The sequence below is a fragment of the Noviherbaspirillum saxi genome (genome assembly GCF_003591035.1).
Classification (GTDB): Bacteria; Pseudomonadota; Gammaproteobacteria; order Burkholderiales; family Burkholderiaceae_D; genus Noviherbaspirillum; species Noviherbaspirillum saxi.
Genome location: NZ_QYUO01000003.1, coordinates 832,686 through 854,389, shown reverse-complemented (window position 1 = coordinate 854,389; position 21,704 = coordinate 832,686). Strand labels below are relative to the sequence as shown.

The 21,704-nt window shown below is 55.3% G+C and carries 18 protein-coding genes and 2 pseudogenes; 1 reads left to right on the top strand and 19 read right to left on the bottom strand.

The genetic code is table 11. The features are described from left to right. Positions 1–11: 11 nt before the first annotated feature. The 5 genes from D3871_RS27060 to D3871_RS27040 form a co-directional block, all read right to left on the bottom strand. Entirely contained in the window at positions 12–1,700 is a 1,689-nt protein-coding gene (locus tag D3871_RS27060) for a DUF1302 domain-containing protein (RefSeq protein WP_119772170.1), read from the bottom strand. Between the two features lie 46 nt (positions 1,701–1,746). Continuing rightward, positions 1,747–3,144, bottom strand: a complete 1,398-nt coding sequence (locus D3871_RS27055; RefSeq protein ID WP_119772169.1) for a carotenoid oxygenase family protein — start codon at positions 3,142–3,144, stop codon at positions 1,747–1,749. Positions 3,145–3,273: 129 nt separating this feature from the next. Continuing rightward, positions 3,274–4,071 (bottom strand): alpha/beta hydrolase, encoded by a 798-nt coding sequence (locus D3871_RS27050; protein WP_233575907.1) that lies wholly within the window; start codon positions 4,069–4,071, stop codon positions 3,274–3,276. Positions 4,072–4,573: 502 nt separating this feature from the next. Beyond that, positions 4,574–4,897, bottom strand: coding sequence for a hypothetical protein (locus D3871_RS30415; protein WP_158598085.1), 324 nt, complete (start codon positions 4,895–4,897; stop codon positions 4,574–4,576). 492 nt (positions 4,898–5,389) lie between these two features. Then, positions 5,390–5,929 (bottom strand): MarR family winged helix-turn-helix transcriptional regulator, encoded by a 540-nt coding sequence (locus D3871_RS27040; RefSeq protein ID WP_119772167.1) that lies wholly within the window; start codon positions 5,927–5,929, stop codon positions 5,390–5,392. A gap of 367 nt (positions 5,930–6,296) precedes the next feature. Here D3871_RS27040 and D3871_RS31820 point away from each other — a divergent pair, with 367 nt between their 5' ends. Beyond that, a complete protein-coding gene (locus D3871_RS31820; RefSeq protein WP_119772166.1) occupies positions 6,297–6,428 on the top strand; it encodes a transposase in 132 nt (43 codons plus the stop codon). A gap of 405 nt (positions 6,429–6,833) precedes the next feature. Here the strand turns inward: D3871_RS31820 and D3871_RS27030 are convergent. The 14 genes and pseudogenes from D3871_RS27030 to D3871_RS26955 all read right to left on the bottom strand — a co-directional run. Beyond that, a pseudogene (locus D3871_RS27030) lies at positions 6,834–6,986 on the bottom strand (IS481 family transposase); the annotation flags it as partial. 255 nt (positions 6,987–7,241) lie between these two features. After that, the gene (locus D3871_RS27025) at positions 7,242–8,213 is read right to left on the bottom strand and encodes a PDR/VanB family oxidoreductase (protein WP_119772165.1); all 972 of its coding nucleotides are present in this window, start codon (positions 8,211–8,213) and stop codon (positions 7,242–7,244) included. 45 nt (positions 8,214–8,258) lie between these two features. Next, a complete protein-coding gene (locus tag D3871_RS27020; RefSeq protein WP_119772164.1) occupies positions 8,259–9,299 on the bottom strand; it encodes an aromatic ring-hydroxylating dioxygenase subunit alpha in 1,041 nt (346 codons plus the stop codon). Between the two features lie 496 nt (positions 9,300–9,795). Beyond that, positions 9,796–9,874: pseudogene (locus D3871_RS27015) on the bottom strand (Y-family DNA polymerase); the annotation flags it as partial. An 850-nt stretch (positions 9,875–10,724) separates the two neighbouring features. Next, a complete protein-coding gene (gene leuD, locus D3871_RS27005; protein WP_119772162.1) occupies positions 10,725–11,363 on the bottom strand; it encodes a 3-isopropylmalate dehydratase small subunit in 639 nt (212 codons plus the stop codon). Next, entirely contained in the window at positions 11,360–12,769 is a 1,410-nt protein-coding gene (leuC, locus tag D3871_RS27000; protein ID WP_119772161.1) for a 3-isopropylmalate dehydratase large subunit, read from the bottom strand. Before leuC ends, leuD begins: the two co-directional genes overlap by 4 nt. A gap of 111 nt (positions 12,770–12,880) precedes the next feature. Then, positions 12,881–13,624, bottom strand: coding sequence for a TetR/AcrR family transcriptional regulator (locus tag D3871_RS26995; RefSeq protein ID WP_119772160.1), 744 nt, complete (start codon positions 13,622–13,624; stop codon positions 12,881–12,883). A 402-nt stretch (positions 13,625–14,026) separates the two neighbouring features. Beyond that, positions 14,027–14,959 (bottom strand): electron transfer flavoprotein subunit alpha/FixB family protein, encoded by a 933-nt coding sequence (locus D3871_RS26985; RefSeq protein ID WP_119772158.1) that lies wholly within the window; start codon positions 14,957–14,959, stop codon positions 14,027–14,029. 39 nt (positions 14,960–14,998) lie between these two features. Then, entirely contained in the window at positions 14,999–15,748 is a 750-nt protein-coding gene (locus D3871_RS26980) for an electron transfer flavoprotein subunit beta/FixA family protein (protein WP_119772157.1), read from the bottom strand. Between the two features lie 83 nt (positions 15,749–15,831). After that, complete coding sequence (locus D3871_RS26975; protein ID WP_119772156.1) at positions 15,832–16,923, bottom strand: porin; 1,092 nt, start codon at positions 16,921–16,923, stop codon at positions 15,832–15,834. A 665-nt stretch (positions 16,924–17,588) separates the two neighbouring features. After that, positions 17,589–18,569 carry a Bug family tripartite tricarboxylate transporter substrate binding protein gene (locus D3871_RS26970; RefSeq protein WP_158598084.1) on the bottom strand — a complete coding sequence of 327 codons (981 nt, stop codon included), beginning with the start codon at positions 18,567–18,569 and terminating at the stop codon, positions 17,589–17,591. A 166-nt stretch (positions 18,570–18,735) separates the two neighbouring features. Next, positions 18,736–19,209: a MarR family winged helix-turn-helix transcriptional regulator gene (locus D3871_RS26965; protein ID WP_119772154.1), complete on the bottom strand. Its 474-nt coding sequence runs from the start codon at positions 19,207–19,209 to the stop codon at positions 18,736–18,738. Positions 19,210–19,309: 100 nt separating this feature from the next. Then, positions 19,310–20,755: an NAD-dependent succinate-semialdehyde dehydrogenase gene (locus D3871_RS26960; protein WP_420799684.1), complete on the bottom strand. Its 1,446-nt coding sequence runs from the start codon at positions 20,753–20,755 to the stop codon at positions 19,310–19,312. A gap of 75 nt (positions 20,756–20,830) precedes the next feature. After that, positions 20,831–21,661 carry an alpha/beta fold hydrolase gene (locus D3871_RS26955; RefSeq protein WP_158598083.1) on the bottom strand — a complete coding sequence of 277 codons (831 nt, stop codon included), beginning with the start codon at positions 21,659–21,661 and terminating at the stop codon, positions 20,831–20,833. Between the last annotated feature and the right edge of the window lie 43 nt (positions 21,662–21,704).

Below are 21,704 nucleotides of genomic sequence, written 5' to 3'. Positions count from 1 at the left end.
GTCTCCATCAATCAGAAAGTGCGGGTCAGTGTGAACACCATCACGTCGCGGTCAGCCAAGCCTTGTTTGTAGCTGAAGGTGTTTGAACTGTTAAGGAATGGGCCTACCGGACCGAAGTAATGCGTATAGTTCAGGTTGAATTTCCAAACCGATCTGAACAGACCATTGACTCCGATGCTCACGTCACCGCCGTTCTCAGCCGGCAAGCCGCCAGGACCAAGCGCCATGGAACGCGACCCCTTCGGGGTAAAACCAAGACCCAGCGGGACACCAAGGTCCAGGCCGGGCACTACTTGCCGGTAGATTGGTTCCAGCACCAGACGGAACGACACGGCGTCACGTGTCGCCGTTGGCGCGATGCGCGCACATTGCGTCTGGCAGCTCAGGACCCGGTTCCAAGCGCCCTCCGCCACCAGATTGGCTTCGTCAAACAGGGGGGTATGCGGCAAGGTCCACAACATCGAAACGTTCGCATGCGCGGTCCTGCCCACTGCGTATGCCGGATTGCCCCGGTTATTGTTGGCAGGAACCACACCAGCGGGGGCCAGCGCCGATGCGTCCACCGCGCCGGCGCTAGCCAGGTCTTGGTTGTGCCTCACCGACGCCTCGATAGCGACATTGGCTTGGCCAAACGTATGGCTGGCGCTAAGGCCATAAGCGCGAATGCCTTCATGGTGCGTGAGGTAATAGCTGGCCGGGACCGGTCCTGCAGCGCCAGGCGCTAGGCGGGTGACCTGTTGGAACCCCTTGCTATGGAAGCGCAGTGCGTAGAAGCCCAGGTCCGTGTCGGCGATCCGCCAGCGCAGTTGCACTCCCCCCTGACCGCTATCCTTGGGATCCATGTCTGGTCCACGCGGCGCGGCAGCTACCGGCCCCAACAACAAACGCTCGGCGCCATCGAAGTTGGTATCGGATTGGGAAAAATAGCTGCCCACCGCAGGCAGTCGGTTCGCGCGATAGCGGAATTGATAGTAGGCGCCAACCGACACGTCATCGCTCAATTGCCATTGCGAGGAAACCTGCGGCACCGGCAGCACGAACTCCTTCGCCTGCGAGTTGGGCACGGATACCAACCGGGCAACGTTGGTGGGCATTTGCCCGCCGGCGATCGCGTTCCCGGCAAAGAAAAGACTTTCGCCCCAGAGCAGCGAATGCTGGCCCAGACGAACGGCCAAGTCGCCGCCGCCAAGACGCAACTTTCCGAACAAGAACGCGTCCATCAGTTCGGCATTGCGTCCGTGCAGCTTGCGGGTGGCCGCAGTGAATTCATTGTAGGGCGCCGAGCTATGATTGACGAATGCTCCGGGCGGACCGGGGTTGTCATTGGGACGGTTATATACGGAGTCGTACCATCCCGCCGCGCTGACGCGCGCCCCCACGTCGCGGTACACGGCGTCCAACTCCGTGAAAAAATCCAGCCGGTTCGAAATCAGGCCGCGACCAAAATTATTGTCGCCATCATTGAGATTGATCGGGCCCGTCAACACGCTGTCACGGTCGCCCACACGCGCTGCGGCAGTGTACTTGACCGTGTTGTCCCAATTCACCTTTAGGCCGGATTCCGCATCATCAATCAACGGCGCAGCCTGCGCCAGCGGGCTCAACGACGCTAGCAGCAACAATGCATGACGCACGGTGCGCCCCGTTACTTGTTTGCCCTCAGCACGCTGTGCATGCTGCCCTAAGTATCCTGTCTCCATCAACTGTCTCCTTGTTTTATTATGAAAAGCGCCGCAGGTCAGTGACTCATTTCCGATCCGCCCGCGGAACAAAGTTGCCGTGGAAAGCCATCGGCTGTTTAAACGGCAATCGAACTCGTGCCAGCGGCGGTGCCTCCATGTGTTGCGCATCAAGTACATAGAGCTCAGCGCAGCCTTCCGCCGGCTTATTGACGACGCTCAGCAGGAAGCCGTCGCCCTCCATGCTGTCGGCGCGGCGCGGCACAAAGACGGGCTCCTGCGCACTTCCACCTGGCGTCAAGTGTTCCACCAGTTCGCGCGTCTTCCAGTCCAGCCGGCCGATGCCGTCGCGGGTTTTAATAAACCCCCAGCGGTAGGGTTGCATCACGTAGCGCGGATCGCAGCGCGGCATTTCACCCATCGCGCCGGGGAAAGGCGTGCGGACCACGTAATCGTCGGCGCTGGAAAGATCGAAGCTCAAGCGGGTGATCAGCGGGATACCACGAGCCGGGTCAACCTTATTGCCGTGGACATCATTAAAGAACGGGAAAGCGCTGCCCGGGCTGATGGTCGCGTCGATGTGGACCACATCGCCTTCGGTGTACGCGTTCATGATGTGGCCGCTCATACATTCGTGGAGCTTGAACCAGCGGATCGTATCCACGCTCGCGTCGCGACGCATAATGCCCCACAGTGAAGGCAGGTCCGGATCGTAGGCGTAGAAGTCGCCGCCCGCCGCGATGCGCGCTGGGTCTGTCGTGAGCGGCATGACGGCAAAGATGACGTGCTCTCGCGTGACGCCGAAATCATGCGCCAGGCCGGCGTACGGCGAGCGGAAAAATTCCTCGCGCACCAGGTCGCCCTTTGCGTCGATCACCTGCAATGCCATGTCGGCGTCCAGGGTGCCGCGGCAGTAGAAGCCGTACGACCACCACTCGCCCGTGACGGGATCGATCTTAGGATGCGCGGTGAGCGCAGTTCCCTTGAGTCGGCCGGCGAAGTCCCACTTGGGCAGGGTTTCCAGCGTATCGGGATCTATCTGGTGCGGGTGCGAATCCTCGCGCAACGCGAGCAGGCGCCCTGCATGGAAGAAGGCAGTCGTGTTCGCAGTGTTATCCCGGTCAGTGCCGCGCGTTTCCGGCGCGTCCGTATGCTGATTCCGGTAAGCACCATACAGCCTGCTTCTCGCCGCACGCTCCTTCAGAAAGCGCTCGGTCTTGACATAGCGGCATTTGAACGCGACGTGTCCATCGCGAAAGTCGAACGAAGATACTATGCCATCGCCGTTGACGATGGTATCGGCCGAAAGAGTGGGGAACTGCGTATCGGGACCAGCGCGGTACAGCGTGCCCTCAAGCTCGGCCGGAATACGGCCGATCACTTCGCAGTCGTGCACGTCGGCCTCGAAGCGCAATGGGGTTTCGGTACCGTAAAAGCTTTGTACGGCGTGAAATGGTTCACTCATGGGAACTCCTAGTGATGTTGGAAGGTGAATCGATCAGGAGACTTGGCGGAAGCCAATTGGCGGCTGCGCGCCTTGGGCGCAACGGCCTTGGCTTGGGAGGATGACGTATGCCGCGTCCACATACGCACCTCAGCCGACGCGTGCGGTGATACGGCCAACGAACTCAGCCAGCACCGGCCCCAGCGTATCGTGTGGAGCGCCAATATGTTGCACACTGGATAAATGATTGTGGCCGCTCAGATAAATCATCTCCGGCCATCGGCCAGTTCGCTCCATGGAGGCGGCCACGACCTGCGCTGCCTGCTGCTGGAATTCCGCCGGGTCCAGTTCGGACACGGTATACAGGCAGTTCCAGTCGCCGGCCAGCAGTCTCGGCAAGCTCGAACGCTCGGCGAACAGACTGCTGTCCGTGCCGTAGTAAAGGCGTTCCCGCTCGCTGTGGCGCAGCGTACTTAAGTCATACAATCCACTGAGCAGAATCGCTCCGCTCGGTCGAGGCTGTTGCGCTGGCCACCGCGCGAGGCAACCGGCCACGTGTGCAGCGCCAGCGGACTGTCCCATGAGCACCACGGCGGGCGCATCACCACACCAGGAATGTGCGTGCTGCTGCAACCAGCGGGCCGCCAAGGTGACGTCATCAGCACCAGCAGGCCAAACATGGTCCGGCGCGAGTCGATAATTCATTGTCGCGCCAACCCAGCCCTGTGCTACAGCCCAGGCGCCGATATGGTTATAAAAAACGTCATCAGGGCCGCCCTTCTGCCCCATGGTAAAGCCACCGCCGTGCACGAACAGCACCACGGGCCGCGCGTGCGGCGCCCCGTTCGGCACAAATATATCCAGGCGATGACGGTCGTGAGGGCCGTAGCTTTGGTCGCGGAGCACGGTGCACGCATCCGCCTGAGGACGCGGCGCGTGGGGTGCCATCAAGGCGGACGTGCCTCCGATAAGCTCTGGAGTGATAGCGCGGCCCAATGCGGCCAACGCTTGACGCAGATGAGGTTGCATGAGAAATTGTCTCCGGATGCATTCGTATTATGTCCTCATTCTGCATCCAAAAAAGATCTCAGTCAATTAGTAAGACATACTTATTTTTCGCAATTAAAGCGTCAACGCGATAGTTTCTTTTTCAAATATCACAAAGACATATTTCATATTTAGCTTTTCATACGCGCTATTCCGGTTTTCTGTTAACTTTGTATGATATCCATACTTTATATCTGCAGCAGAAAACGAATAATTCGTCTAAGCGTTTAACATCGTCCTTACGAACGAAATTGTTCCTCTCTCACAGTGCAAACGCCACAAGCTGCTGGCGAGGCATTGATGTCGCAGCGTGTGTAGATTTTCCGGGCGACGAGGAGCCGAGCCCTAAGGCTCAATATCCAAAGGAAGTCAGCCGCTTTGCACCGCGCCTACCGTGACGAAATCAGTAACCTCGGTGCGTCACGGTGTCTCTTGGGTAACTCGAATGCAACGATGGCGGCGGGCTGGTTGCGGAATAAACATCAGCAGGGCTTGAAGGCAGCCAAACACGATTGGTCCGGAAGCAGACCGTTGCTGAGATCATGTCTGATTTACTGTAAATGCCATGGGAAATCTGGATGGCTTGCAGGTCGACCGCTAGATCGATGCGCTGGGACGCTCCGGCGAGCATGCTGCGGGTGCGGTCGCCACCGGCTGTCCGCGCAGCGAAGGCGTGCAAAATCCGCTCCCGGATTTGCTCACCCCGGAAATCACGAAAATCACCCATTACTGTTTCGGAACCTGTTTCGCGAAAGTGATGGGTGAACTTGGTGCCACGCTTACGAAATCGGCGTCCCGCGAAGAGGAATGCGCGACGCCCTTAGAGCCGTAGCCGCGCAAGGACAATGGTTCGCGCAGAGGCGTTTCCTGCGCCTGAACGATAACCGGCACAAAAGACTCAAGCAGCATCGCAGCGAGCAACGCCGTCCGCGGTATCCGCTTGCCGAAGACTCAGAATGTGGCTTGGAATTCATACTTCGGCACGCTAGGCTGGCGTTCGACCGGTGGCTGAGGCTTGGAAAGATAGAAACCTTCATTTCATCGCACCTCAGGCTTGAATTCGCCCAACGCGCTGTAAGGGCTATGGCGAATTTGATGCCGGAGTACCGACGAAATTTGTTATCGATCCCCATCAAATGCTCAAAAATGCCGCTTGAGCTTTTTAGTTTTCACCGTAGGGCAAAGTCTCATAACTTGCATTACAGTACATCGTTGAACATCAAGAGCGGGCTCCTCGCTTACGAGGCGTACGATCCACCGGTAGATCGCGTTTCATCTCGCTAAAAGGCGCCCGGCTCTGTTCGTTCTGAAGGTGAACTAACTTGTGGAGCAGTTTCATAAATTGCTGGGCTTCCGTCACCGTGAAGGGCTCGAGGATCTTCTGATGAAGCCGGTGAATAGCTGGAATGAGACTCACAAGGAGCTTTTCGCCTGCTTTGGTAAGGTTAACAACTCTCAGCCGCCGGTCAACAGCATGCACTTCGCGCGTTAGAAGACCCCGTTGTTCAAGGCGAACGATGACCGTCGCTGCGGTAGAAGTGTCAATTGCGACAAGACCGGCCACCGAGACCTGGTCAATGCCCGGATGCTCCATGAGGGTATGCAGAACCGCATACTGAATCGGGGTGATATCGGCATCGATTTCATCAAAGAAGAGTGATGCGGAAATCTGCTGAGCACGACGAAGCAAGTGTCCAGGCTGTGCATAGAGATCCTCGGACAAGGTTTGTTTGTTGTGATCGTTGGATGACGTTTTCATGTTTTGTTGCAAATATGGACGATGTCCCGAGTAGCTAAATCACTAAAATATTGAATGAGATAACGATGCGAAAGCCAGTGCATATTGGCGATGTATTGATGAGAAAGATTACTTTATGCATATTATGACAAAGATTCGTACCGTGGTAATTCCGACTGAATAGAAGCAACTCTCTGCGTTCGATAGGTTCATGCACACCAACTCTTGGAAAGTTGACCACTCATCATGAACGCGCCTTCCCCCGCACGCGTTAGTTCCAAGAGGTAATTACGATCCTGGCAATCCACCCTCTGATCAGAGCTCTGAATGTAATAGTTCGGTGAGCACCGGATGGAAAAGTTAGCGTGAGAAAGCGACATTAGCGTCGATGAAGTCGGGCAGGCGGCCTAATTTTCCAATCGAATTCATAGCCCGCGTCGCAGCTCTTGCATGCGAACCTGGCGTGTCAGTGTCAAAGCTGGCTCGCGAGCATGGCCTCAATCCCAATCTGCTGTCCTGATGGAGGCGAGAGTATCGTGCCGGCGAATTTTATGCGCCTGTTACGTCTGAACCGGCACTGCTTCCAGTCAGTCTGGTTGCGCAAACAGATGCACCGATCGTGGAACTGCCCAGCCCAGCGACGCGGTTTGATAACGCCTCTGCAAGCAAGCCGCTCGGGCCCTAATCGAAATCAGGATTGCTGGAACGGTTGTTCGGGTCGAAGGAGAAGTCGACGTGATTCGTCTGTGGGCTGTACTCTCGGTGTGACAGGGATGATAGGCCCACCGGCGGGTACACGCATCTGGATTGTGGTCGGCATGACCAGCATGCGCAAGGGCATGAATGGGCTGGTTGAATTAGTTGTAGTAGTCGCGATCTGATCTGACAGTTGCCCGGTTTGACGCTAGCGATTGTCAATTCAAATTCAGCTGTTCAATGTGGTGATCTTATCGCGCCACACCTCCTTTCCGTCCAACAGTGTTTGCATCGGTGTCCTACCACAACACATCTTTCCTTGGTGCGTGCGATCGTTGTTGTAGTACGCCAGCCATTCGTCCAGGTCGACTTGCAATTCGTCCGCGAGTGATAGAGATTAGAAGAGCAGACGTTATCATTATCGTCTTCATGGTGTCTCCTGGTTTTGCCTTATCCCGAACGCATATTTCGCTATCGCTCAGTACACTCAACGTCTATGTTGAAAGTACTGAATATTTGTTAGGATGTGTAGGAAGTTTTTGGCTCTATCAACGGCTAGTTTGGGCCCCACTAGCCTCGTCGCCAAATCAAGTTGGCCGCGCCACGCATCTCCTTTTATAGGACCATAAAAGCAAAATTAGAGATCAAGCGTAAGGGAAGTGCTTTTTGCCCTCGAACAGCAAGGTGTGAACTGGTCATTTTGCGCTTTCTCGTTATCCATAAAATACATATCGCGATGGTCCGGAACTCCATCCAATATACGTGTGATGCAAGTTCCGCATACTCCCTGCTCGCAGGATATGGGAATGGAAATGCCCTGCTCTTCTAATATCGCCACGACCGTTTTCCCAGCGGGTATCTGATAGCACGCGCCGGTACTCGCTATCTTTACTTCAAATGCAGTATCGCCGGTCGTATCAGCCTGCTTGGCACCGAAATATTCAAAATGGACGAACTCTTCACCTACACCGAGCTCCTTTGCAGTAGCAACGACGTGCTCGATAAAGCCTGTTGGCCCGCAAACGTAGATATGCGTTTCCTTACCAGCCTTTTTCAGGATGGCCGGTAAATCTAATTTCTGCTCTGAGCCAGCATCATCGAAATGAAACTGAGCGTGCGACGCGAATGCGCTTGCTTTTATGCGATCAACAAATGCAGTCCGCTCTGCTGATCGGCTGCAATAATGCATTTTGAACCGGGCACCTATGCGCGTGAGGCGCTCAGCCATGCACAATATCGGCGTGATACCAATCCCCCCTGCTAGCAGAAGGCTTCGCTCGGCAGGCACCAAAGGAAATTGATTTTTTGGTTGACTAATCTTGATCACGTCGCCTTGATTGACTTGCTCATGCATACCGAGCGAGCCGCCCCGAGAGGCAGGATCGCGTAAGACCGCGATCTGGTAGTGACTGGAATCGTGCGGGTCATTGCAAAGTGAGTATTGTCTCACTATTCCACCGGGCACATGGACATCAATGTGCGAACCTGCGCTAAACGATGCCAGCGGCTTACCATTAGCGGCCTGTAACTTGAAGCTTACAATGCCATCCGCTTCCTTGGTCTTACGTACAACCTTAACGTCGATAGTTTCCACTTTTGTCTCACTCATTCTTCATCGATCTTTGAATACCTATAGGCGGCCGGGAATATTTCCTCAAGCTGCTGAAATGGCTTGCTCTTCGGCCAGAATGCGATCAAGGACGCGTCGTGACTGGACACCACCTGCATCAATATTGAGCATGAGTAGCTTCCGTTCTGGATAAGTAAGGATGTTTCGTTGTTGCTTCTCAAGCATTTCCTGGTCTTCGGCAAAGATCTTGCCTTGGCCTTCCCGGATTGTTTCCGTTAGTGCCGGGTCGTTGGGTTTGAAGTTACGAGCCATACCCCAGAAATACCAATGAGATGTCTCTGTTTCTGGCGTCATGAAGTCGACAACGATACTCGAAACTTTATGCTCAGGCGCAGCATCGTACCCACCGTGGCCCGCATGGGCGACTCCGACTTCGATCATGACGTGGCTCGGTGGCAGATACTGGCAAATTTGCCAACGATCGACTGGCACATCATCTGCTAATCCGTTGCCGCGTAATGCTGCTTTCCAAAACGGCGGAGCCTCGACGTTCTCCATATAGCGGCTTGTGATGACTTCGTCGCCTATGACCTTCGTATTGACGGGAGCCTCATCGATTTCCCGCTGCCCGATACTCGTCGCGTGAACGTAAGTCTCGTGTGTCAGGTCCATCAGGTTATCGATCATGAGACGATAGTCGCACTTGATATGGTAGAGCCCGCCGCCGTAAGCCCAGTCCGGACTTTCTGCCCATTCAAGGTGATGAATGAGTGCTGGATCGGCACGCGTAGCATCCCCAGGCCATACCCAGATGAAGCCATAGCGCTCGAAAACGGGGAATGATTTTATGCACGGGAAACCGCGCACACGCTGACCTGGCATCGCGATGGTCTTCCCATCTGGGCCCATCTCTAAGCCGTGGTAACCGCACACCAAATTTCCGTCTCGGATGAATCCAAGGGATAGGGGAGCGCCCCGATGGGGACAAAAATCTTCCAGCGCAGCTACCTTGCCCTCGCTTGTACGGTAGAAAACCATGTTCTCACCGCAGATCTTTCTTCCTAGTGGCTTCTCGACGATCTCGTCTGGAGTACAGGCCACGTACCAGGTATTTTTAGGGAACATAACAATCTCTCTTGACGAATCAAAAACGAAATCACGTTACTGGGATCTCTTGCCGCGCTATGTTTGTGTCACGATCTAGATGGCTGGTCCGAGTATCGCGCCAGCAACATGGGAACAGTCGCTACCAACTAATTTCATCTACTCGGCTAAGCCCTACCCGCCTCTTCCATATGCGGCGCTGCGCGTCAAGTTAAATGCGCTGTGAACTACGCCCTATAGCGCCGGCAAGGCGTTGGCGTCGTGTTGGACGCAGCCACAAAGCTCCGTGCATTGGCCCGACGGGGGGCTTCTTGGACCTCTTGCTAGAACGAGCTGATTTCAAGGTTTCCATCATGTCTCCTTTGGATATTGTTCAGCACACTTACGGTATAAGATAAGTGTACTGAATGTTTTTTGAAATGTGTATCCTATTTCAAAGAATTTTTTGCGTCCGACATAATCCCGCCAACGGGCATAGCGTCGGGTTCCATTCGGCAGTTGCCCTGGCTGGTGTTCATTGCGCCCCCAATCACCACTGGAGATCTTTTCAGGTCTGGATATTTTAGCAACTCGACCGACGCAAAAAAGGAGTCCATGTCGAGATGCGCAATACGGCGGTGAGGCACTTGCAATGGCTCTGAAATACCTGCAAAAATGGAATCGGATTGCACGGAGAAGAATGGCCGGTTGGTCTGCCCTGCGCCATGAGTAATGGAACAGACTGACGAACCGATTGGCGTGACGGGAATCGGGGCGTATCGAAGCGATGGTGACAATGGCTTGCCGTTGCTGAGCTCTTCAATGCTGAGCTCTTCAATGCTGACGATCAACGCCGACCATGCGCTGATGGCGCGCATGCGTCAACCGGAAGGTGAAACGAGAATGCTGGTATTACCTGAACTGGAGGAATACGACGATTGGCTCAACTGTCGTGGTGAGGACGCGCCAGGATTTTCAGGCAATCCCCGGCGGACGACTGAAAGATGCGCCGGCGCCAAATCTGGTAAAGGCATCGGCCCAGGCCACCCTCCCCGATGCGTGATTCAGGTCATGGCACCGATCGGAGTCAAGCGTGCAGGCGCATAAATGGCGCCACCGTTTCACGCGAACGTTAAAGCAAAAAGGGCTGACAACTGGTGGTCCAGTCATGAGCCCTTCTCGTTAATTACAGCGAGCTGATTCTACATCGTCAAATTCTACTTGAGCAAGATCTTGCTCAGTAAAACATTCGGCACACGCTGGCCTTTCCATCAAGCCGGATAGCGCAGTCGCTAATTCAATTTGTTTACTTGTGCGCCGCTGGTTGTCTCCGACTAATTGGTCGCATCAGAGTGGTGATAATCCACGTCCACTGGAGGAATTTCTCGCTCAGCGCCCTGTTGATGGTCATTTGACGCTTTCGTGAGCAGTAAGAGTACGGCCTGGCTACGCCAAGCCATGATCGGCCTAGTCGTAAAGCCAGGGCTGAGCGGTGCGATGCTTTTCTTCGAAGTGGCGAATGGCTTCTGCTTCCTGCAAGGTCATCGATATATCGTCCCAGCCATTCAGGAGGCGCTCCTGCCATGTGGTATCGATATCGAACCTGATCACTTCCGAGCCGTCAAAATGCAGGGAGCGCGTCGCCAGGTCGATCGCCATGGTTGCCCCCGGCTGGGCCGCAACCCGTACTACCAGTCCCTGTACCTGTGCCGCCGGGAGAATCACTACAAGGATGCCGTTCTTTAGGCAATTGTTGCGGAAGATATCGCCAAATGACTCGCCGACGATAGCCCGAAAGCCCATATCTTTTAGTGCCCATGGCGCATGTTCACGCGATGAGCCGCAGCCAAAGTTCTTTCTGGTCAAAAGAATCGACGCACCTGCGAATCTCGGCTGGTTTAGCTCGAAGTCTGGATTGAGTGGGCGCTTCGAGCAATCCTGGCCCCAGGACCCTTCATCGAGGTAACGCCACGCATCGAATGCGAAGGGGCCAAGGCCAGTACGGCCGATGGTTTTCATGAACTGTTTCGGAATGATCGCATCGGTATCGACGTTATTCCTGTCCAGTGACGCGATTAGGCCGTGTATTGATGTGAAAGGTGTCATTGCATCCACTCCCTGATATCTGTGATGCAGCCCGCGAGTGCGGCCGCCGCAGCCATGGCAGGGCTCATCAGATGTGATCTGCCACCGGCACCCTGGCGGCCTTCGAAATTTCGGTTGGATGTGGATGCACAGCGTTCTCCCGGCATGAGACGGTCGTCGTTCATCGCAAGACACATCGAGCAGCCGGGTTGTCGCCATTCGAATCCGGCATCGATGAAGATCTTGTCCAATCCCTCCTGTTCCGCCTGCCGCTTGACTTGTCCCGAACCAGGCACCACCATCGCTCGAATTACCGAATCGGCGACGTGGTGACCGCAGACGACGGATGCAGCTGCCCGCAAGTCTTCTATGCGGGAATTCGTGCACGATCCAATGAAGACCTTGTCAATCGGCAAGCCGAGCAGGCGGGTGCCTCCCTGCAGTCCCATATAGGACAATGCCTGCATAAAGCTTTGGCGGCGCTGAGGATCGGCTTCTACGTCAGGGTCGGGAATAAAGCCATGGATCGGGAGCACCATATCCGGCGAGGTCCCCCACGTTACCTGCGGCTCAATCTCGTTGGCATTGATCCTCACCTCCTTGTCAAACGGGGCATCGGGGTCCGAGTGCAAGGTCATCCAATACGCAACGGCGCGTTCCCATCGCGCATCTTTAGGGGCATACGGTTTGTGCTGCAAATAATTCATGGTCGTCGTATCGAACGCCACCAGTCCTGTGCGTGCACCAGCCTCGATAGCCATGTTGCATACGGTCATTCGCTCTTCCATCGATAATTTTGCAATGGTGCTGCCGCAAAACTCGATAGCGTGACCAGTACCACCTGCAGCGCCGAGTCGACCAATGATCGCAAGCACAATATCCTTGGCAGCCACCCCTGCTTGGAGATCACCATCTACCTGCACCCTGAGGTTTTTTGCCCGTGTCGCCGTTAGCGTTTGTGTCGCAAGAACATGTTCGACATCTGAGGTGCCGATGCCAAAGGCGAGGGCAGCAAACGCCCCATGCGTCGATGTGTGCGAGTCGCCACACACGATGGTGGTACCTGGAAGCGTCGCCCCGAGTTCCGGCGCGACCACATGCAAGATTCCCTGCTTGTCACTGCGGAAGGGAAAATACGCCAGTGTGGCGAGATTTCGAACATTGCGATCCAGCGTATCCACCTGCTCCCGTGAATAAGGATCGGCTATGTCCTGATCCCAGTCGCTCGTCGGCGTATTGTGATCTGGCGTGGCGATGATCGAACGCGGCCGCCATGGATGCCGTTCAGCTTGCCGAAGCCCTTCGAAGGCTTGCGGGCTGGTAACTTCGTGTACAAGGTGTCGGTCAATGTACAAAAGCGCGTTGCCGTCTCCGAGGTCGCGCACGACATGGCTCTCCCAGAGCTTGTCATACAAGGTTTTTTGCATGGGATAAGGGTATTAGCAAAGAAATGATCAGGCCAAACTAACACTCGACCCGATTGAGTCAGCTCGAATATGCCGGCGTGAGATGCATGTGGTAAGGCGTTCCATCAATGGTCATCTGACTGCTGTGACTTCTGTCAGACAGACCATAGCCCTGTCTTGGTGAGAAGAAGATACCGCGCGCTGCGGCTCTATTCCCCGAATCGCCAGTGCTAGCAATTCGCGCAACCGTGCAATCCCCGCCTCGACAAGCGGTTCATCCTGACTCAACCAGCGCCTGACTTCCGTCAGATAAATCGTTATGAACAAGGAGGCAATCAGATCCGCCGACACGTCGTCGGCGATCATCCCACTTTCCTGCCCGTCTTTGACAATCCCGGTCAACATACTAAGGATCTTTGGGCGACGCGCATAAAAGCGCGCGGTTTCCGGACCCTGCACATTGGCGCTACCAAGGAAATCGAAGGTCTCTTTCACCGCGGGTCGTGCGAGACTGGGTTCGCAGGCCCAGTAAGCATACCGGACCTTGAAAAAAGCGGTGACCTGATCGACCAGTGGCGCTTTGTGGTCGACGATATAGGCGCTAGTATCGTTCACTTCGTCCAAGTCATCATTAATGATCATCATCAGCAGCTCGCGCTTGTCTTTGGCATAGACAAACAATGTCCCGATTCCGACCTCGGCGAGTGCAGCGATCTCGCGTGTCGTTGCTGCGTCATAACCTTTCTCCACAAACACTGAGCGCGCCGCCGCTTTGATTCGACGCCGTTTATCCAGTTTGCTCTTCTCCCGCAATCCAAGCGTGGGCGGAGGCTCCAGCCGTTCTTCCGTACTGGCGGTTATCTTCTGCATATCCATTGTTGGCAGTTTCTATGAGGCAGCGATGATAGACGTTTTAATCATGGTGTCCCGAGTCACTGCAAGGCACAAGCCAGTAAAACCAGTTCACAGGATAAAACAGCATGTTTTAAAATGAAGCACGCTCAATTTTGAGCATGATTTGTTTATGCCGAATTATAGGCAAGATTTTTACAATACATCAAGGGGGGTGATGAGAATCTGCCGCTTCAACGATAACCGGCTCGGCCTGATGGAAGTCGATAAAGAGTATGACGTGAGCACAGTTCTGGAATCGCTCCCGGCCCTGAAATGGCCGGTTGCCCCCGGCGACTTTCTAATCGAGTGCCAGACCTCCCTGCTCGCAGCCATTGCGACGTCATCCAGAACTTTTATCCGAGTTCCATGAACAGGTAGCAGTGGTTAACGTTCGGCCGTAGCTGTTAACTGTGGCACCAATTCGAACAAGTCGCCGACGATGCCGTAGTCCGCCACCGAGAAGATTGGCGCGTCCGGATCCTTGTTGATCGCCACAATGGTCTTCGAATCCTTCATGCCGGCCAAATGCTGGATCGCACCGGAGATGCCGACCGCGATATACAGCTGCGGTGCCACGATCTTGCCGGTCTGACCGACCTGCCAGTCGTTCGGGACAAAACCCGCATCGACCGCTGCGCGCGACGCACCCATGGCGGCACCCAGCTTGTCGGCCAGCGGCTCCAGGATCTTGAAGTTGTCGCTTGAACCCATGCCGCGGCCACCGGACACGATCACCTTGGCGGCGGTCAGTTCCGGACGGTCGGACTTGGCCACTTCGCGCGACACAAAAGCCGACTTGCCGGCATCAGCGGCTGCAGCAATGGTTTCCACTGCGGCATTGCCGCCGGTGGCTGCCGCATCGAAGCCAGTGGTACGCACAGTGATGACCTTGACTGGATCAGCCGACTGCACGGTGGCAATGGCATTGCCGGCATAGAAAGGACGCTCGAAGGTGTCGGCGGAGATCACCTTGGTGATTTCCGACACTTGCCCAACGTCCAGTTTGGCCGCCACACGCGGCAGGATGTTCTTGCCGTAAGCGGTCGCGGGAGCCAGGATGTGCGCGTACGCGGAAGCGATCGCGAGTGCCTGTTCGGCGACATTCTCGGCCAGGCCTTCGGCGAAATGCGCGGCATCGGCGACCAGGACCTTGGTCACGCCGGCGATCTTGGCAGCGGCTTCGGCGGCAGCGCCGCAGTTGGCACCGGCGATGAGGACATGGACCTCGCCGCCGCACTGGGCGGCCGCGGTGATGGTGTGGAGAGTGCTTCCCTTGAGCGAAGCGTTATCGTGTTCAGCAATGACGAGTGCGGTCATGATGGTTTCCTGATCTGAATAGGGTGAAGGCGCGCGCGCTTAAATGACTTTGGCTTCGTTCTTGAGCTTGGACACCAGCTCTTCGACGCTCTTGACCATGATGCCGGCCGAGCGCTTGGGCGGTTCCGCGACCTTCAAGGTCTTCAGGCGCGGCGTCACATCCACCCCCAGATCGGCGGGCTTGAACGTATCGAGCTGCTTCTTCTTGGCCTTCATGATGTTGGGCAGCGTCACATAGCGCGGCTCGTTCAGGCGCAGGTCGGTCGTCACGATCGCCGGCAACGGCAGCGCCACCGTTTCCAGGCCGCCGTCGACTTCGCGCGTCACTGTGGCCTTGCCGTCGTCCAGCGTGACCTTGGAGGCGAACGTGGCTTGGCCCCAGCCCAGCAGCGCAGCCAGCATCTGGCCGGTCTGGTTGCAGTCGTCGTCGATGGCTTGCTTGCCCAGGATGATCAGCTGCGGCTGCTCCTTGTCGGCCACCGCTTTCAGCAGCTTGGCCACCGCCAGCGGCTGCAATTCGACATCGGTCTCGACCAGGATGCCGCGGTCGGCGCCGATCGCCATCGCGGTACGCAGGGTTTCCTGGCATTGCGTCACGCCGCACGACACTGCGATGACTTCGGTGACCTTGCCGCCTTCTTTCAGGCGGGTCGCTTCCTCGACCGCGATTTCATCGAACGGATTCATCGACATCTTGACGTTGGCGATATCGACGCCGCTGCCGTCGGATTTCACGCGGACTTTGACGTTGTAATCAACGACACGCTTCACGGAAACTAATATTTTCATGGAATATTGAAGGATAAATATCTACGTTGGGACACTCGTTGCTTTTGTTGTTGCCCGCCTCTCGAGCTTGTCCATTTCAAATCTCAGAATCGATGCATCACGCCTGTCACGATACCGGTCATGTTCTGGCCCGGCAGGGCGAAGGTCGTGCCCGTCACGCCTTGGGCGCTGGTGCCGCTGTTGGTTGAACGGCCAACATTCAGGTACAACTGTGTGCGCTTCGAAAAATCGTAATACAGCGAAGTGCCGAGCAGGGTCGCTTTATTCGGTGAATGCTTCTCCTTGGTATGGCTGAGGGAGGCGATAAAACCTAGATTCGAGGTCAGTGCCTGCTTGACGCCGAGCCAGTACAGATCGCTCCGGAGATCGATGGCTGGAATGTCGTTGTTGCGCCGCTGGAAACCTGCATAAAGCTTAGTCCCGGAGATGACGTAGCTCGCACCTACGAACAGGCGGCGATCGATTTCGGACTGCAGCGCGGCAGTCACGCCATGCTGCTGATCGTAACCGATACCGACGCTCAAAGGCCCTGCGGCATAATTGACATTGGCACCCACTTGGCGTCCGATTTTCGATGCGCCAGGTACTTCGCTTTGGCTGCCGGGCGGGGCGCCGGTTAAAGCGTCACGGCCGAAGCTGTAAAGCGCGGATGCGGAAATCGGTCCTTGCCTGAAGGTGTACTTGATGGAATTGTCCGGACGCTGAGTAAAGAAGGCATTGTCGGTCGCTGTGAAGCCATAGGTGCCATAGGCCATCGGATCATAAATCAGGGTCAGGTCGAAAATCGTATTTCTTTGACGGCCGATCAGGACGCTGCCCCAGTTGCCCTCAAGGCCTACCACCGCCGCGCGGCCGAACAGACGACCGTTTTGCAGCGTAGTACCGGTATCCGGTGAGAAGCCGTTCTCAAGATTAAAGACTGCACTCGTGCCGCCGCCCAGATCTTCCTTGCCGCGAATTCCTAAGCGCGACGCCACCTGATTGCTCGGGTTCAAGCGGAACAAGGTCCGTTTTGTGCCGCCGTCGGCAACACCGTTCAGATATTCGACGCCAGCGTCCACAATGCCGTAGATCTGGACGCTGGTGTTTGCCTGGGCTAGCGTATTCGATGCCGATACCGCCAAGCCCAAAGCCATAAGGGCTGCGGCGCCAATCCTTCCCCCGGTTTGAATCATTTGTTTCTCCTCGTATAAATTATGGTTAGGTTTTTCTAAAGCGCAGGCCGCAGTTCCGACCGCAAGTTAACGGTGGCAAATGTGGAGAAACGGATTGCAATAAAGAAGCAAAAAAAGGGTGGTTACTCGATTTAATTTAATAATGGGGGGTTAATTAATAATCCCTAACCCCCATACCTTGCTTTGTGCAAGGATTTAGCACGATCAATGGTTGCCCCACTGGCAACTCATCGTATTAAGCATCGCGGTTACCCTGGTGTCCGGCCCCATGAACAGTCGCAGCCATGGGCACCACCTGTGCAAATTGCATAGCAGATGTCTTTCTTCTATGGGCGACAACCAGTCTTGCAGGTTATTGAAAATAGTGAGTCTCGATGCGAAAGCCCCGCATACGTTGGCAGAGAAAGGCGGATAATTGCTTTACGCCAATGCTTTCTTTGTATTCGGTTTGCAGGCTAGTGTCCTGAGTTAGAAGTTCGTTGAAAAATAAAACTGATGCAATGGGCGTCAGGCGAGGCGCAAGACGGAGCAAGGCCGGGTGCCTTGCGAGTATTTGAACGCGGCCGGCAAGGCGAAGGTGACGTCCATTTCATCGGTTTTATTCGGCGAACTTCTAACTCAGGACACTAGATGAATGTCATCCCGCTAAGTCCGGCCGACGAGCATTATTCAATCTTGATCTTTGCTTCGTTGATGAGGGTTTCCCATTTTGTGATTTCGGTACGCATTAACTGACTAAGCTCTGCAGGTGTGCCCGGCGCAGGATCGGATCCGCTTGCAATAATTTTTTCACGGATTGCGGGTTGGTTAAGTGCTGCAACCAGTTCCGTATTCAAGCGCTGAACGATTGCAGGCGGCGTACCGGCCGGCGCCACCATCGCAATCCATCCGGTCGCCGAATATTTGGGCAGTCCGGATTCGTCGAACGTTGGCACGTCGGGAAGAGAACTACTGCGCTTTCCAGAAGTTACCGCGATAGCCTTCAAGCGTCCTCCTTTGATATAAGGTAAAGCTGTCGGTATATCGCTCATCGCGAGAGAAATTTGACCTGCCATAGCATCCATGGTCGCCGGAGCGGTGCCTTTATAGGGAAGCACAACTGCGTCCACGTGAGACATATGTTTGAATAGCTCAGTCGATAAATGCATCATCGTCCCCGGACCGCCATGCCCGACAGACAGTGTGCCGGGCTTGCTCTTGCCTTCGGCAATAACGTCGGCAATCGTCTTCGGCTTAAAGGCGTTATTGGCGACGAGAACGAAAGGCGCCTGAATCATAATACCGATCGGTGCCAGATCTTTCAACGGATCATACAATGTTCGTTTATTCGCTATGCCGCTAATAGCAAGTGCGCCTGCCGCGCCTACGCCAATGGTATATCCATCAGGCGGAGCCTTCGCCACGGCACCAATGGCGATCGCGCCGCCCGCGCCGGGACGATTTTCAACAATGACCGGTTGACCGAAACGCTCGGACATGGCTGGCGCGACTAAACGTGCAATCAGGTCGGCGCTTCCGCCGGGCGGGAATGCCAGTATGATCTTGATCGGCTTTGAAGGATATGGCGTATTCTGCGCGCAGGCCGGCTGTGACAATGTGAATCCAAGCGCGAGAAAACCTGCTGCAAGCTTGAGTGATCGATGCATTATATCTCCATGTTTTATAGGTGGCGGCATGCCGCATATGTCAAAGGGAAATTAGTAAAATTTGTGTAGAGAGCCTCTTTCATACTGCATAGAAATTCAAAATGTTTTGTCCATCGATTGCAAAAGGCGCTCTGCCCGCTCGCGCATCGATGGCTGTAACGAGATGTCATGCAGCCGAGGTGGTCGCGTCTTTCCGAGCGTGCTCCGCCACGCTTTGCAACATTGACCGCAGCATGGTAATTTCCTTGGCAGTGAGGATGGAAAAGACATCTTCCTCGATCACTTTCATTTCCGCATCACATTCCTTTACCAGATCAAGCCCTGCCTTGGTGAGGGTGACGCGCAGTATGCGGCGATTCGCAGGATCTTCGGTGCGATTAAGCAGGCCTGAAGTTTCTAAGAGCGTCAGCATCTGTCCCATGGCCTGCGGTGTGACATAGAATCGCCTGGACAGCTGCGCAGGTGAAAGATTATTCCTGGATGCGAGAATGGACAGTACCGTATATTGAATCCCGGTAATGCCGTGTTGCTTTAACGCGATATCTGTAAGGTCACGTAGCGCGAACCATGTTTGCGAAACCAGATAAGTGGTTCGAACCGGTGGGCGCGAAGTTTGCTCGGAAGGTTTTCGCTGTGCCATAAAAATCTGTAGTAAAAATATAAAACGGGTAGCATGGGCGCGCACATGAGCATCTTTTCATGGCCGGCCTGCCATGGAATGGAAAAAAGCGTTTCGTAAATCAGCCAGCCGGTGCCTGAGCGACAAATTTTGTGTTCATGTAGGCTTCCACCCCTTCCATTCCGCCCTCTGAGCCATACCCGCTATCCTTTACGCCGCCAAACGGTGTTTCAGCACTAGCTATGGCAAATGTATTCACACCCAACATGCCGGACTCGATGCGATTTTCCAAACGCATGACTCTGTCCGCATTGGAGGTGAATGCATACGCCGCCAGTCCAAATGGCAGCGCGTTCGCGCGTGCAATCGCTTCGTCCTCATCATCAAATGGCATGATCAGAGCGATCGGCCCAAACGGTTCCTCATGCAATGCCCTGCATTGTTCATTCAATTCGGTGAGTACCGTGGGCTGATAGAAGAAACCGGCGTGGTCAGGAGCCGAACCACCCGTGACGACTTCCGCGCCGAGAGATTGGGCATCGCTAACGATCGCACGCATGGCCGCAACACGCCGCTCATTCACCAGCGGGCCCATTTGTGAATCGGGGTCAATGCCAGCTCCCACTTTTAGCGAAGCAGCAGCCTTGGCAAAGTGCTCCACAAAACTGGCATAGGCCTGTCGCTGTACAAAGAATCGAGTAGGCGAAATGCAGACCTGCCCAGCATTTCGGAACTTATTTATGGCAGCCAGCTTGGCGACCCGCTCGATAGCCATGTCGTCAAATACCAGCACCGGCGCATGGCCGCCAAGTTCCAGGGTGGCAGGCTTGACACCCGCGGCGGCAAGGCCAGCGATATGGCGGCCGACAGGAACACTGCCCGTGAATGTGACCTTGCGGACGATTGGTGACTTGACGAGGAATTCCGATACTTCGCCTGGGACGCCGAAGACAACGTTAAGGACCCCGGGAGGAAGTCCGGCATCATGTAGGGCACGCGCCAGCTCCAATGCGGACGCGGGAGTTTCTTCCGATGGCTTGATGATGCATGTACAGCCAGCGCCAAGTGACCCGGCGATTTTGCGCGCCGGAAGCATCGCTGGAAAGTTCCAAGGCGTAAACGCCGCCACGACACCGATTGGTTCCTTGATGACTGACTGCCGCCATCCCGGCTCACGCGTGGGTATGAGCCTGCCATATGCACGCCGGCCCTCGTCCGCACTCCACTCAAAAATGTCGGCCGAAACGGCGACCTCAATACGTGCCTCGGATAGGGTTTTCCCTTGTTCAAGGGACATGATGGTGGCAATGCTCTCACTACGTTCGCGAATAAGCTGCGCTGCCTTACGCAAAATATTGGCACGTACTAGTGCGGACGTTTCACGCCATTTCGGAAAAGCGGCCTGCGCCGATGCAAGTGCCAGCGTTAAATCGGCCGTGCTCGCATGCGGCAGATCGCCGAGCGATTCGCCGGTAGCTGGATTCAGCACACTCTGCGTTTTGCGTCCTTCCGCGCCCAGCCATTCACCATTGATATATAGATGCATAGTCCGTAGATTCGGATTCAAAGTGATTCTCCTATAACAGGGATCGGTATCGCCCCTGCGATGCAATTCAATCGGCCACATCAGCAGCCTTGACGATCAACGACTGAACATGTCCAGCAGAATAGGGTTTACCTTTTCTGCGGATTCATAAATAGCCCAGTGGCCCGCAGTCGGGATAATATGAAAAATAGCGTCCGGCCGGACCTCCAACAAGGCTTCCCCCTGTTTTCGCGGATCGGGTAATCCGTAGCTATCAAACTCCCCGGTAATGCCCGCGACAGGCCCTGCAATCTTTCTAAGCGCGTCCAGCGGCCTGCTTGGAAAGAAAAGAGCCGGATCAAGCATGGAGCGTCTGGAGTTTTCCGCATGCAGCATTACCGCTTGCTCATCGATCTTCGCACTGTCGTGGAACATCATGACGGCTAGATTGTGGCGGTGCGCAGCCTCCACATCCTTCGGATCGGCCAGGCCGCGCCATTTCTTCAAGGTCCCTGGCAGACGCGGCGTCTGGTCGTTGAAGTTGCCGCGCACAAGTACTAGCCTGCGTATCTGGTCGCCACGTTCCAGCGCCATGCTTTCAGCGACAACGGAACCGAAAGAAAAGCCTGCTAGCGCAATTGATGGACGGTCAGGGCACAATTCATCCAGCCCGGCCCATAGTGTCGCAGCAATGTTGGCGAAAGTATGCGGCTCCGCTAACGAGTCAGAGTCGCCAAACCCTGGCAAATCGGGAACATACACCGTGTGCATGACTGCTAGCGCACCAATATTGCGAACCCAATGGGTCCACGATCCTGCAGTACCGTGCAGTAACACGACCGGAGAGCCCCTTCCCCATCTGCGCCAAGTTATTTTTCCATGTCCACAAGGCGTCGTCAAAAGCGTGGCGCTGGATGCTAATTCGTCGACATCTACGGATCGAGCCATCTTATCTCCTTCATTTTTTTGAGTGTTCCGGGAATGTGATCGC

Excerpts from the sequence above, each read along its gene's own strand:
- D3871_RS26965 (WP_119772154.1), bottom strand. The coding sequence starts at position 19,209 with ATGGCACAGCGAAAACCTTCCGAGCAAACTTCGCGCCCACCGGTTCGA.
- D3871_RS31820 (WP_119772166.1), top strand. The coding sequence starts at position 6,297 with ATGAAGTCGGGCAGGCGGCCTAATTTTCCAATCGAATTCATAGCCCGC.
- D3871_RS26970 (WP_158598084.1), bottom strand. The coding sequence starts at position 18,569 with ATGCATCGATCACTCAAGCTTGCAGCAGGTTTTCTCGCGCTTGGATTC.
- D3871_RS27060 (WP_119772170.1), bottom strand. The coding sequence starts at position 1,700 with ATGGAGACAGGATACTTAGGGCAGCATGCACAGCGTGCTGAGGGCAAA.
- D3871_RS26975 (WP_119772156.1), bottom strand. The coding sequence starts at position 16,923 with ATGATTCAAACCGGGGGAAGGATTGGCGCCGCAGCCCTTATGGCTTTG.
- D3871_RS30415 (WP_158598085.1), bottom strand. The coding sequence starts at position 4,897 with ATGGGTGATTTTCGTGATTTCCGGGGTGAGCAAATCCGGGAGCGGATT.
- D3871_RS27055 (WP_119772169.1), bottom strand. The coding sequence starts at position 3,144 with ATGAGTGAACCATTTCACGCCGTACAAAGCTTTTACGGTACCGAAACC.
- D3871_RS26985 (WP_119772158.1), bottom strand. The coding sequence starts at position 14,959 with ATGACCGCACTCGTCATTGCTGAACACGATAACGCTTCGCTCAAGGGA.
- D3871_RS27020 (WP_119772164.1), bottom strand. The coding sequence starts at position 9,299 with ATGTTCCCTAAAAATACCTGGTACGTGGCCTGTACTCCAGACGAGATC.
- D3871_RS26995 (WP_119772160.1), bottom strand. The coding sequence starts at position 13,624 with ATGGATATGCAGAAGATAACCGCCAGTACGGAAGAACGGCTGGAGCCT.
- D3871_RS27025 (WP_119772165.1), bottom strand. The coding sequence starts at position 8,213 with ATGAGTGAGACAAAAGTGGAAACTATCGACGTTAAGGTTGTACGTAAG.
- D3871_RS27050 (WP_233575907.1), bottom strand. The coding sequence starts at position 4,071 with ATGGCACCCCACGCGCCGCGTCCTCAGGCGGATGCGTGCACCGTGCTC.
- D3871_RS26955 (WP_158598083.1), bottom strand. The coding sequence starts at position 21,661 with ATGGCTCGATCCGTAGATGTCGACGAATTAGCATCCAGCGCCACGCTT.
- leuC (WP_119772161.1), bottom strand. The coding sequence starts at position 12,769 with ATGCAAAAAACCTTGTATGACAAGCTCTGGGAGAGCCATGTCGTGCGC.
- leuD (WP_119772162.1), bottom strand. The coding sequence starts at position 11,363 with ATGACACCTTTCACATCAATACACGGCCTAATCGCGTCACTGGACAGG.
- D3871_RS26980 (WP_119772157.1), bottom strand. The coding sequence starts at position 15,748 with ATGAAAATATTAGTTTCCGTGAAGCGTGTCGTTGATTACAACGTCAAA.
- D3871_RS27040 (WP_119772167.1), bottom strand. The coding sequence starts at position 5,929 with ATGAAAACGTCATCCAACGATCACAACAAACAAACCTTGTCCGAGGAT.